A 12,545-nucleotide genomic window follows, 5' to 3' on the forward strand; every position below is an offset into this window, starting at 1 on the left:
GTTGAATTTATTTATACACGCCAGATAATGGCTTAAGGCCGCCATGCCATCCATCCAATTCTTTTTGGCCAATACAGACCATCCCATGGACAGCCACCATCCGCTTTGGCAAAGGCAGTTGCCTGAACGAAAGGATTCGGTTGCCTTAGCCGCGGATCACCAATCCCGTTCCATGACCTACGGCGACTATTTTAGCGCCATCGCCGATTTCTGTGCGTCAAACGCATGGCACCCGATCCTAAGCGCCATGCAGCAATCGCTTCAACGGCCGATAACCATACAGGAAATTCTTCAATTATCGGTTTTCCTGGAAAAACATGGTGCCTTGTACCATCCGGGTCGCGTGATGGTAACCACCCCGGACCAGGCGATATCGTTCGTGGTCAATGTGGCCGCCTCTGACGCCGGGCGTAACACCCTGCCCCTGGAAATGGATGCACTGGCACGGCTTGGCGACCAGCGTCCATTCGGCTGGTTTCCCACGCTTTACAGCGGTGTGCTCGAGCCAACGCCGATGTTTTTGGCGAACTGGTTTGACGGTTATCATGAATTTCACCTGACCCGATCGAAAAAAAAAGCGGATTTATCCACGATTGTCTGGGATGGCGCCCAAACACCGCACCTCTTGACGGACCAACAGTCCGCCGATCTTTACCGACAGGCGAGCATGATTCTTACCGCCTGTTATGATCCCTTGACCACCGATCAAATTTATCCCTGGCATCATGCCGCCGGCGATTTTGTGGTCCGCGAAAAAGGTCCTAGCGTGGATGTAAAATTGATTACGGTCAGAAATTACGCACCCGTGCCCACGTTGACGACGGTCCCGAAGAATGAACGAGCGCTGCTCGACAACCTGGTCGCTTTTTGTCTGCATCTGTCCATTGGTATGCGACTGGATCGGCTGGACGGTGTACTGGAAACGGTCTGGGCACCGGAAACGTGCCTGATATCGGTGATCGATGGATTTTTCAAAGGGCTCGACCTGACCAGCCGGTTAAACGGCTTTCCCGATACATTTCTATCCCTGTTTCAGGATTATTGTTGCCACCAATCCGAAGGACAGCTGATGGAAATGGCGCAGCCCTTGCTAAAATCCCTTTTCGAGGGAAAAAGGGAAGAACGTCACATCATCGATCAACACGTGGAACAACATTTGCGTCAGATCCGCCGCTGCATTCGAAACCAAACGATCGCTGACTAACATGTAACCAACAACAAAATTACGGATTGCCCCCGTTTTTAGCTTGAACACCACATAAAGACGTTTTTATAAAACGGGTCACAACATTTTGTATAAAAAGCGTATTTTCAGCGTTACTTGAGGCTTAACTCCGTGAAACCATGCTTTTTTATTGACAACGCCGGTCAATAATTCTATATCTGCTCCTTGCAATTTTATTGATTTAAACCGCGTGATTTCAACTATCCCGACAAGATATAAAGAAAAAATTTGAGAGGAGGTGACCTTAACCCCCCGTTGGGGATGATTTTATTTCGATTGGCAGGTTGGTATACTATCAATTCAAATGGAGGTAAAAGATGGCAAAGCATGCAACCCCTTTGTTGGACCAGCTTGAGTCCGGTCCGTGGCCAAGCTTCGTGTCGGACCTGAAGCAGGAAGCGGCAAGCAGGGCCAAGAATGCAAACAATGTGGAATTCCAGGTGCCCCAAGACTGTGTTGAAGACCTGCTGGGTGTATTGGAACTCTCCTACAAACACGGCGTAACCCATTGGAAGCACGGCGGCATCGTCGGTGTTTTCGGTTACGGCGGCGGCGTTATTGGCCGTTATTGCGACCAGCCGGAAACATTTCCCGGCGTGGCTCACTTCCACACCATGCGTATCAACCAGCCTGGCGGGAAATACTACACCACCGATTTTCTGAAAAAACTGTGTGACCTGTGGGAGTTCCGCGGCTCCGGCATCACCAATATGCACGGCTCCACCGGTGACATCATTTTTATCGGTACCTCCACCCCGCAGTTGGAAGAAATTTTCTATGAACTGACCCATAATTTTGATCAGGACCTCGGTGGTTCCGGCTCCAACCTGCGGACTCCGTCCGATTGTATCGGTTCGTCTCGCTGTGAATACGCCTGCTACGACACCCAGGCCATTTGCTACGAACTGACCCAGGAATACCAGGACGAATTGCATCGCCCGGCCTTCCCGTACAAGTTTAAATTCAAGTTTGACGGCTGCCCCAACTGCTGCGTGGCCTCCATCGCCCGCGCCGACATCTCCTTTGTCGGAACCTGGAAAGACGACATCAAAATCGATCAGGAAGCCGTAGCAAGCTATGTCGGCGGTGAATTCGCTCCCAACGGCGGCGCTCACAGCGGCCGCGACTGGGGTGCATTCGACATCCAGAAAGAGGTTATCGACCTTTGCCCCAGCCAGTGCATGAAATACGAAGGCGGCAAACTCGCCATCAACACAAAAGAGTGTACCCGCTGCATGCACTGCATCAACGTTATGCCGCGTGCCCTGCACATCGGTGATGACCGCGGTTGTTCCATGCTGGTCGGCGCCAAGGCTCCGATCCTCGACGGCGCTCAGATGGGCTCCCTGCTGGTGCCTTTCATCAAGGTTGAAGAGCCCTACGATGAAATCAAAGAAGTCATCGAATCCATCTGGGATTGGTGGATGGAAGAGGGCAAGAACCGCGAACGTCTCGGTGAGCTGATTAAACGTCAGGGATTCCAGAAACTGCTCGAAATGACCAACATTAAGCCGGTGCCGCAGCATGTTTTGGAACCGCGGCACAACCCCTACATCTTCTGGAAAGAAGACGAGGTTGGCGGCTGGGATCGCGACATCAACGAATTCAGAAAGATTCACCAGAGATAGAGGGGAGGATTTATAATGGCATTTATTTCTTCAGGATACAATCCCGACAAACCGATGGAAAACCGGATCACCGATATTGGTCCGCAGAAATACGATAAATTTTATCCGCCCGTCATCGCCAAAAACAAAGGCAAATGGCTGTATCACGAAATCATTAAACCCGGCGTACTGGTTCACGTGGCCGAAAGCGGCGACGAAGTCTACACCGTACGCTGTGGCGGCGCCCGTCTGATGAGCGTCACCCATATCCGCGAAATCTGCGAAATCGCCGACAAGCATTGTGACGGGCATCTGCGCTTCACCACCCGTAACAACATCGAATTCATGGTCGACGACAAATCCAAAGTGGACCCGCTGATCAAGGATCTGGAAAGCCGCAAGTTTGACGGCGGCAGCTTCAAGTTCCCCATCGGCGGCACCGGTGCCGGCGTAACCAACATCATCCATACCCAGGGCTGGATCCACTGCCACACCCCGGCCACCGACGCTTCCGGTCCGGTCAAGGCCACCATGGACGAGCTGTTCGCCGACTTCCAGAATCATCGTCTGCCGGCCCAGCTGCGTGTTTCCCTGGCCTGCTGCCTGAACATGTGCGGCGCCGTACACTGCTCTGATATCGCCATACTCGGCTATCACCGTAAACCGCCGCTGCTGGATCATGAATATCTGGACAAGATGTGCGAAATCCCGCTTGCCATCGCTGCCTGCCCCACCGCCGCCATCAAACCGGCCAAAGTCACTGTCGGTGACAAAGAGCTGAAATCCGTGGCTGTGAACAACGATCGTTGTATGTTCTGCGGTAACTGCTACACCATGTGTCCCTCCATGCCCCTGGCCGACCAGGAAGGCGACGGCATCGTTCTGATGGTGGGTGGTAAAGTCTCCAACCGCATCAGCATGCCCAAGTTCTCCAAGGTCGTCGTGGCCTTTATTCCCAATGAAGCACCGCGTTGGGGATCCACCACCGCGACAATCAAAAAGATCGTCGAAGCTTACAGCGCCGGCGCCAACAAGTACGAGCGTCTGGGCGACTGGGCCGAGAGAATCGGCTGGGAGCGTTTCTTCGACAAATGTGAACTTGAATTCACCCATCATCTTATCGATGATTTCCGTGATCCCGCCTACTACACTTGGCGTCAGTCCACGCAATTCAAGTTCTAATTTGCGCCGTATAAATTAATCCGTGCAGGGGGAGGCCACGCGCCCCCCCTGCCTTCTTTAGAAAAGAGGTAACTATGGATTACGAAGAGGCAAAAGAGCTGATCGTCACCAGTCTGACCAAAAAGCTGAAGATGAAATCTAAATTCTACTTCAACGACTTGTCCAAAATTCTGGAAATGAAACCCCGTGAAGCAAAAAAAATCGTTAACAAACTGGTTCAGGATGGGGTGTTGGAATACTGGTCTTCAGGCAGTACCTCCATGTACGGCCTGCCCGGTACCGGCAAGCAGTCTGGCGCTGAGCACGAAGATTAATATCGAATTGCGACGGCAGATCCATTTTTTGGTGAACCGCCGCTTTGTGCTACGCTTTTGAAACAGGCTTCCTCCATTCAGCAGCCCACAGCAACGCCGGGGATCGTCGTTGCCGCCCTTCGTGGGGGATCGGGAAAAACTATTTTTTCCGTGGGCATTATCGCCGCGCTGAGAAGCCTGGGCAGATCCGTTTCGCCCTTTAAAAAAGGTCCGGATTATATCGACGCCGGCTGGCTAGCCTTGGCGGCCGGCCGGCCCTGCTATAATCTAGACACCTTCCTGATCGATCCGGAAACGATTCTCGCGTCATACCATACCCATACCCAAACGGCCGAATTTTCTGTCATCGAAGGCAACCGTGGCCTTTACGATTGCATCAATACTAAAGGAGAAACCAGTACAGCCGAGCTATCGAAGCTGCTTGGGCTACCTTTGATCCTGTGCATCGATGCCACCAAAACCACCCGCACCATGGCCGCCGTAGTCGGCGGTATTGCCGCCTTTGATCCTGATGTGCGTATCGGCGGGGTGGTGTTGAATCGGGTGGCCGGCAAACGGCATCAGGGTATTCTTACCCGCAGTATTGAGGAATACACCGGCATTCCTGTGGTCGGCGCGGTGCCCAAACTCAAGGAACAGCGCTTTCCCGAGCGCCACATGGGTCTGGTGCCGACCCCTGAGCATAGCTGGGCCGGGCCCGCCATCGATGCAATCCGCTCGGTTGCCCAGCAGCACCTTGATCTTGATCGGATTCAAGAAATTGCCACGACGGCAACATCGATCAGATTGCCTCAGGAAAAAAGGATGGAAAGGCAGATTCTGGCCGACCCAGTCAGAATCGGCATTCTGCGTGATGCCGCATTCCAGTTTTATTACCCTGAAAACCTGGAAGCGCTTGAAGCCGCCGGAGCAACCCTGGTGTTTGCCAGTCCGCTGACCGACCAAGGCCTTCCCCCTGTGGACGCCATTTACATCGGTGGTGGATTTCCGGAAACCCACGCCCGGGAGCTGGAGGCCAATACAGCCTTTCGTCACCAAATCAAATCCCTGGCCGAAGGCGGCCTGCCCATTTATGGAGAGTGCGGCGGTCTGATGTATTTGGGAGAGCAGCTACTTTTAGACGATGGTGCGTTTGAAATGACGGGGGTGCTGCCGGCCGTGTTTGGTTTTTCCAAACGCCCCCAGGGTCATGGGTATACCATCGTTGAGGTCGAACGGGAAAATCCGTTTTATCCTCCGGGTCAAACCTTGCTGGGCCACGAATTTCACTATTCAAGTGTAAAACAGTGGCAGGGCAACGATACCAACCTGGCGTTTTCCATGCAGCGCGGTGCCGGATTTTTTGAAGGTAAGGACGGCGTCTGCGTCAACAATGTTCTGGCCACCTACACCCACATCCATGCCCTGGGCACCCCCCAATGGGCCCGGGCAATGGTCGATCAGGCCAAAAAATATAAGGCCGCCCGTCAGAATCAACACGGATTCAAATAAAAACAGGCTGAATTGCGAGAAGCAACCCAGCCCGTTTTCAGCAGATATAAGTCAGGGAATTATTTTTTCTTCGGATGACACTTGGTGCAAGCCTGAGGGGCGGCCTTGGTTTTATTTTTCTTATTGTAATCCTTATGGCAGCCGATACAGTTTTCATGAATCGCCTCGGCATGGTACTCCATCTCCTTGGCGGCGATCTCTTTCTTGGAAGCCTTGTTTTTACGCATCTCTTTTTTCAGTTTTCCAGGCATCTGACCCGGAAGCTTATGACATTCGATGCAGTTTTTCACATCATCGCCAAGCTTGAGATCATTTAAGGCTTTACCCTTGTCATCATGATGGCACTCGCCACAACCAATTTTATACTCCTCATTGTGCTTTTTGTGCGTGAAATCGACAATGGCCTTTGAATGTTTCTCGTAAGCCTTGTTGTCCATCTTGATCACATCCTGCACCGCCGTAGCCGCATACATCGTCCCCGCGGCAAACAGAAACACCAGACAAACCGCTGAAAATACCAAAATTCGTTTTTTACCCATAACCTCCACTCTCCCTTCTTTCATGCAAGGTTAAACCACCTAAAATCACTCCGCAAAAAAATCTCTATCAGGCCTTTGGGCTTTAGTCAATGGGAATCCCGATTAATGTTTTTGATGAATTTTTAAGTAGTTACTAAAAAGTCTGCGGCTGATCCGACTGTACTGATCAAAATCGGCCATCAACTCGAAATGGGGCACCAAAGCCTTGACCACGGGGATGTTAAGGTCGTTGCGCGTGATATCCACATCAATGGGAGAATAGCCGTTGGCCAAGAGTGCTTCTTCAACCACCTTCAAATCCATATCCGGTGTTTGGGTCGAAAAATCAGGCAGCGATTCATATTGCAGCCAGGGCAGATCGGCCGGCGCGGGTGATGAGGGTGGACCTTTCGGATAGGGGTAAGGGGTTTCGGTCAACGCCGAAAGAACAGCCCGCCTGCCATCAAGGTTGACGCCGGCGCCCTTGGCCACCGTGCCGTTCGGGTGAACGGCAAAGCAGGCGCAGCCGGGAATGCCAAAGGCCGGGCTGATGTCCTGAAAATAAACATGAATGCCGCGCGCCCGGTAATCATCCAGAAGCCCCTTGATGGGCTCATCTTCAGCATACACCCGGAAACAACGGGATGGATGATACGGGTTGATCGCCGCATTGTCCCGTTCGAGCAATTCGTAGAGCGCACTGAGTCTGGCTTCGGCAACCGTGTTGCCCGACGCCAGGCCCGTGGACCCCAGTCCGGAAAAAAGCGAGCGTTCATCCAGATTGCAAAACAAAAAGACGCTTTGGGCCGGCACCCAAATGGGCTGAAAACCGGTCGTGGTCAGTTGCTGCCCTTCAATCCAGTAAAGCGGTTCATCTTCATACGGCACTTCCAGGCCCAGCTGATTCGGATCGAGCAGATGCTCCCCCTTGGCCATGAGCTGGGAACGGGATCCATGCAGCAGTGGATGCTGACGCCGGGTGCCCACTATACCGCTGTCATCCACACTGACAAATGCACTGCAGCGCTCGATAACCTCCATCAGGCACGAGGCCCTGGCCGCTTCCACACTCAGCCCCCGGCCATAGGCGGTCTGAACGCTGGAAAGGGTATAGTTCAGACCACCGCTTTTCACCGCATGATTGAATCGCCATTTGCGCAGCAGCGCAATGGGACTCAAAGAACTCTGGTGGCGCATTTCCGGGCCTTCCAGAATATCCAGGTCCTCCAGTCGCTGCAGGGCCAGATCGATGGTTTGGGCCATGGGCTGTCGCGGCGTCCCCATGCCGTCCATCCCGGCAGGCAGGCGATCAATAATTGCTTTCACATGAGCGGATTCAGACGGCGGCTGTTGATCAGCGTGGCAATCTTTGAAGACCATGGATAGACCGGTTTTTTCAGGGGGGGGGAGGGGCCGATGCCGCGTCAGGTTGGCATCGAACAGCTGTGCCCACTGCCCGTGCAGGGCTTGATCGGCACGCATGATTGATCGTAGAAAAATCAATGGCGTCTGCCCGGCCAGTTGCCTGGTCTCCCGGCGATTGAAGCGTTTTTTGATTTCAGCCAGATGGGGGTGAATGGTGCCGGCTTCCAAAAACAGGGCCCGCAGCGCCGGATCACCGCCGGCATCGGCTTCAATCAGGTCCATCACCGCCGGTGCCGGTAGCTCTCCCACTTGCCCCAATAAATGCAAATGCATAAAACTGTCTGTTGGACAGCAACGAAGATAATCGATCATCGCCGTCAAATCAGATATGTCCTGGGGAACAGCGGAAAAGAAACCGGTGCTGCCGGCAGTCTGATTTAGCTCAAGGCGGTAGTTGATCGGTGATCGGCGGGTGGTATTCATGAATCCATCGCGCCGTCGGCTTCTTCTGTCACCTCATCGGCATCTTCTTTCTTACGTCCAAAGATGCGCGCACCAATAATGCTGATCTCATACAGCAACATCAGTGGCAGGGCCATCATGATCTGGGTGACCACATCAGGCGGCGTTAGAATGGCCGCACCGACAAAAAAGAGCAATAAAGCGTACTTTCGATTCTTTTTCAGGAAAGGGACGGTAACAATTCCCAGCCGGGCCAGAAAGGTGATAACCAGGGGCAGCTCGAAAACCAGGCCAAAGGCCAGCAGCAGCTTGGCTGAAAAACTCAAATACTCCTTCATGGACGGCATGGGACGGATCGTTTCCGTGGCAAAGCCCAGGAAAAACTGAAACCCATAGGGAAAGACAATGAAATAGCCAAACAGGGCGCCGCCCACAAAAAAAAGGGTCGATAAAAAAACAATGGGCAGCAAAAGCCGCTTTTCCCGATCATAGAGCCCGGGGGCAACAAACATCCAGAACTGGTAGATGATCACTGGTGACGCGATCATCAGACCTCCCAGAAAAGAGACTTTTAAAAACGTGAAAAACGCCTCGGGCAGGCCGGTATAGATCAGTGTCTCACCGTCCTGCATGACACTGATCAGTGGCTGGGTGAGGATCTGAAACAGCCACTCCTTAAATCCGTAACACAGCGTAAAACCGATTCCCACGGCAATAAAAGAAATAATCAGCCGTTTACGTAATTCTTCCAGATGGGCGGTAAAGGGAATTTTATCGTCTGTATCCATGTCCGGGTCAGCCACCTCGTTTATCCTTTGCGGGGTTCAGCGTCAGATCCGGGAATATCGGCGGCCGGCCCTTTCTTATCATCAGAAAGGGCCGGTTCCGATTTAGCCGTGTCATCGCTACGGTGAAATGCCGCTTTTACGTTGTCCACCGGATCATGATCCGGTGTAGTCTGGTCCGTCTCAAGATCCGCCTTACCGTCATCAGTCGCGTCGGGTTTGGCCGGACTGGTCCCGGCAGGTCGATTGCCTTTTAGATCCCGGTTGATGTCGTCAAATGTTGTTTTCACTTCTTTGAGTTCATCGTCAATCTGAAAGCTGTCTTTCAGCTCGTTGGTCGCCTTTTTAAATTCCCCCAGGGCCCTGCCCAGGGATTTGGCCAGATCCGGCAGCTTTTTGGGGCCGATAACAATCAGCGCCACGGCCAGAATCAGTATCATTTCCGGCATTCCGATACCGAACATGCCTATCTCCTTTTTTGCCCAAAGTTGGCGGTTTTCCAAAAAATCAGAGACTACTGGTTTTAAAAAAGGGTGTCAAGATTGACGGTTTCGTAAAAAGTCCGATATCGGCGTTACGCTTCACCCCTCGTCACTGCAAAGTACGATAAGTACGCATCATTCCTCGGGATTCGCAAGCCTTGATCTCGGACTTTTTACGAAACCGTCTGGAAAGGGAATTTTAATAAATTCATCAAGATTGAGCCGCAGAGATGGGGATTAAAATGAATTCTTTTCAGGATCGAGAATCAGCAAAAAAAAATTTCCCTCATGCTGCATATGCCCGGCGGCAATCTGGGCGTAGGGTCCGTTGCCCCAGAAAATATCCACGCGCCCCGGCCCACGGATGGCGCCGCCGGTGTCCTGATTCAAGGCAAAACCTGAAAAATCCATCCACCGGTCGATTCGGCCATTGCCATCCACCACCGGAATCTGGGTTTGTAAAAAGGCGGGTGCCGCCATCGGGAACACCCGCCTGTCTATGGCAACGGAGCGACCCGGTGTCAGATCCACACCAAGGGCGCCGATGGGGCCTGCGGTTTCGGTTTTAAAAAAGACATAACTGGGGTTATGGTTGAGCACATCCTCAACCTCTTCGGGATGGTTTTTCAGATAGGCCTTAAGCCGCTGCATGGACATCTGCTCGGACGGGATCTTGCCCTGATCAATCAAAAGCCGTCCAATACTGCGGTAGGGGCGGCCGTTGACACCATGGTAATGTACCCGAAGCACATCCCCATTGGTCAGGCAAATTCTTCCGGATCCCTGGACGTGTAGAAAAAAAAGATCGATTCGGTCATCCACCCAGGCAATGGGTTTCGCCACCCGAGTAAAGGATTCGTCCGTATCAATAGCCTGACGGTCAGGGTAGGGAACCACGGTGTTGCCTTGCAAACGGCCGACAATACGCTGTCCCCTAAACTTTTTACTAAAGGCGGACAGGTCAATGACCATCAGGTCTTTGGGCAGGGCATAGATCGGATAACGGTAGCGGCCATCTCGTTTAAGGCTCCCCAAAAGTTGGGGCTCGTAATAACCGGTAAACAACACGCGCCCTGTTTTCGGCCCCCCTATGCTGCGATACACCCGGTAATTTTCGGTGATGAACCGATTTATGGCCGCTGTGTCGGGCCGGGTAGCCAAAAAGTCTTTGAGCACCGTTAACGAGCGCATCAGATGGCGGGCACTGTAAGCGTCATCACCGAAATGAAAAACACGCTCAGCCGGCAGCCGCTCAAGATATTCCAGACTTTTGTCGATTCCACGGCCAATGTTATCGAGAAAAAAACCGTCCGAGAAATTAGGATAATCGGCTGCGGAAAGCCTTTCAAGCGAGGTTGCGGGTTTGGTCGGCGGTGGCTTGAAAAATGCGCAGCCGCCGGCCAGGATCAGGTAAATGCTGGCCAACACTGGTATCAAAGCGAACCCGTATCGGCAGACGGTTTTCCTCAAACCGCTTTATCCCTGACGAATGTTCCACTTTTTCCGCCGGTTTTTTTAAGCAGGCAGATATCCGTGATCGTCATGGATTTATCGATTGCCTTGCACATGTCGTAAAGGGTCAGCGCGGCAACGGAAACGGCGGTCAACGCCTCCATCTCGATACCGGTCTGATCGAAAATACGCGCAGTGCCCTCAATGCGAATGCTGCAGTTGGTTGCATCCGGGAAAAAATCAACCTGGGCATGGGTCAGATTCAGCGGATGACACATGGGGATCAGGTCGGCAGTTTTTTTAGCGCCCATGACGCCGGCGATGCGCGCCGCTTCCAAAACATTTCCCTTGGAGACGGTACCGGCGGTGATGCGCTGAAATGTTTCTTCTGACATATGCACAACGGCCTGGGCCACGGCCGTGCGCTGGGTGGGCTTTTTTTCGGTGACATCCACCATGCGCACGCGGCCACTCTCATCAATGTGGGTCAATTCGGACATGTGTTGCTCCCAAAAACAGCTTACTTAGATAAAGAATTCAGTCTTGGCGGTCACCGTATGTTTAATGGCATTGAGCGTGTCCCCCAGGACCTGGATCACGTTATCCCGGATATCTCCAGCCACTACCAGCAACATCACGTCATCGCCCACTTTTAGATCGCGGTCGGCAGCGATTTCCACCTGAATATCAATGATTCCCGGCCGTGCCCGTTGCTCGGCCAATACCTTGTCCAACTGTTCCATATTAGCGGCCACCCGCAGACCTGAAACGTTACGGCCGTCACGGGAGGTGCCCCGGACGACACCGTTATGGCACAGAATCATGCCCACTTTTTCGTATTCCGGATGGGTTTTTATCTTGGAAATAAGTTCATTAGCATTCATATCGGTCTCCATTAGCTGAGGCCCTGGTCAAGGCTTTCCGCCAGAACCAGGTCCTCGGGCGTATTGATGTTAAAAAAAGAAATCAACTGCGGATCAATGGCCCGCAGTTCGGGCTCGGCAACGGTCTTGACGCGTAATTTTCGAAAAAGCCCCTGTATTTTAAGCAGATCCCTTTCAAGTTGCCAAGCAATGGACGGCAAACAGTTTTTTTTGTACACCGCAAACATGGGCTCGAATCCCGACTCTGTTGAAGGAATAATGATATCCGCCTTGGAATCAATATGCCCTATCAGACAGGAAATCAACGCATCATTGATAAACGGTGTGTCACAGGCGGTGCAAAAGACATAATCATGGGCAGCGGCGAACAGGCCGGCGTGCAGGCCATTTAACGAACTGCGTTGATCATAGTGATCACTGACAATCAGCGCGTCCACATCGATGTAAGTCACCGGGTCATTGGTAACCAGAATAATCTGATCAAACAACCGACGGTAGACTTCCATCTGGCGATCGATGATGCGTTTGCCACCGATTTGGATAAAGGCTTTGTTTCGGCCTCCGAGCCGTTTGCTCAGGCCACCAGCCAGGATTACGCCGCTGCAAGGTATTGCCATCCCACATCCCCCGGAAGGGTTTATCGATTCATTCATACCGAAAGACTGAAGAACTGAAAAGAACAAACAAAAAGTCGTGTTTGGTTGAACATAATGAAAAGCCTTGATAAAAGCAAGACTCTAAGCGTGCCGACGCGTTTTTCAGACAAATGCTTTAGGAA

General features: G+C 52.4%; 13 protein-coding genes. 5 read left to right on the forward strand and 8 right to left on the reverse strand.

Annotation, left to right across the window (positions count from 1 at the left end):
- The first annotated feature begins 43 nt into the window (after positions 1-43).
- The 5 genes from Dvar_RS00355 to Dvar_RS00375 all read left to right on the forward strand — a co-directional run bounded on the left by Dvar_RS00355 (position 44) and on the right by Dvar_RS00375 (position 5,819).
- Positions 44-1,204, forward strand: coding sequence for a hypothetical protein (locus Dvar_RS00355; RefSeq protein ID WP_419659742.1), 1,161 nt, complete (start codon positions 44-46; stop codon positions 1,202-1,204).
- A gap of 338 nt (positions 1,205-1,542) precedes the next feature.
- Positions 1,543-2,853 carry a dissimilatory-type sulfite reductase subunit alpha gene (dsrA, locus tag Dvar_RS00360; protein WP_419659743.1) on the forward strand — a complete coding sequence of 437 codons (1,311 nt, stop codon included), beginning with the start codon at positions 1,543-1,545 and terminating at the stop codon, positions 2,851-2,853.
- Between the two features lie 15 nt (positions 2,854-2,868).
- On the forward strand, positions 2,869-4,014 hold the full coding sequence (gene dsrB / locus Dvar_RS00365; RefSeq protein ID WP_419659744.1) for a dissimilatory-type sulfite reductase subunit beta: 1,146 nt from the start codon (positions 2,869-2,871) through the stop codon (positions 4,012-4,014).
- 74 nt (positions 4,015-4,088) lie between these two features.
- Complete coding sequence (locus Dvar_RS00370; RefSeq protein ID WP_419659745.1) at positions 4,089-4,328, forward strand: dissimilatory sulfite reductase D family protein; 240 nt, start codon at positions 4,089-4,091, stop codon at positions 4,326-4,328.
- A 57-nt stretch (positions 4,329-4,385) separates the two neighbouring features.
- On the forward strand, positions 4,386-5,819 hold the full coding sequence (locus tag Dvar_RS00375; RefSeq protein WP_419659746.1) for a cobyrinate a,c-diamide synthase: 1,434 nt from the start codon (positions 4,386-4,388) through the stop codon (positions 5,817-5,819).
- 59 nt (positions 5,820-5,878) lie between these two features.
- Here Dvar_RS00375 and Dvar_RS00380 read toward each other — a convergent pair whose 3' ends face one another.
- From Dvar_RS00380 to mobA, 8 genes are all read right to left on the reverse strand, one after another.
- Positions 5,879-6,358 (reverse strand): cytochrome c3 family protein, encoded by a 480-nt coding sequence (locus tag Dvar_RS00380; protein ID WP_419659747.1) that lies wholly within the window; start codon positions 6,356-6,358, stop codon positions 5,879-5,881.
- Between the two features lie 102 nt (positions 6,359-6,460).
- Complete coding sequence (locus tag Dvar_RS00385) at positions 6,461-8,185, reverse strand: YcaO-like family protein (protein ID WP_419659748.1); 1,725 nt, start codon at positions 8,183-8,185, stop codon at positions 6,461-6,463.
- A complete protein-coding gene (gene tatC, locus Dvar_RS00390) occupies positions 8,182-8,952 on the reverse strand; it encodes a twin-arginine translocase subunit TatC (RefSeq protein WP_419664050.1) in 771 nt (256 codons plus the stop codon). Before tatC ends, Dvar_RS00385 begins: the two co-directional genes overlap by 4 nt.
- 20 nt (positions 8,953-8,972) lie before the next feature.
- Positions 8,973-9,413, reverse strand: a complete 441-nt coding sequence (locus Dvar_RS00395; RefSeq protein WP_419659749.1) for a twin-arginine translocase TatA/TatE family subunit — start codon at positions 9,411-9,413, stop codon at positions 8,973-8,975.
- 255 nt (positions 9,414-9,668) lie between these two features.
- Positions 9,669-10,901: a murein transglycosylase A gene (locus Dvar_RS00400; protein ID WP_419659750.1), complete on the reverse strand. Its 1,233-nt coding sequence runs from the start codon at positions 10,899-10,901 to the stop codon at positions 9,669-9,671.
- The gene (moaC, locus tag Dvar_RS00405) at positions 10,898-11,383 is read right to left on the reverse strand and encodes a cyclic pyranopterin monophosphate synthase MoaC (RefSeq protein WP_419659751.1); all 486 of its coding nucleotides are present in this window, start codon (positions 11,381-11,383) and stop codon (positions 10,898-10,900) included. The genes Dvar_RS00400 and moaC overlap by 4 nt, the downstream gene beginning before the upstream one ends.
- A gap of 24 nt (positions 11,384-11,407) precedes the next feature.
- Entirely contained in the window at positions 11,408-11,767 is a 360-nt protein-coding gene (locus tag Dvar_RS00410; RefSeq protein ID WP_419659752.1) for a molybdenum cofactor biosynthesis protein MoaE, read from the reverse strand.
- An 11-nt stretch (positions 11,768-11,778) separates the two neighbouring features.
- Positions 11,779-12,384, reverse strand: a complete 606-nt coding sequence (mobA, locus tag Dvar_RS00415; protein WP_419659753.1) for a molybdenum cofactor guanylyltransferase — start codon at positions 12,382-12,384, stop codon at positions 11,779-11,781.
- Positions 12,385-12,545: the final 161 nt, after the last annotated feature.

This window comes from Desulfosarcina variabilis str. Montpellier (genome assembly GCF_048565275.1).
In the GTDB taxonomy this organism is placed as follows: domain Bacteria; phylum Desulfobacterota; class Desulfobacteria; order Desulfobacterales; family Desulfosarcinaceae; genus Desulfosarcina; species Desulfosarcina variabilis.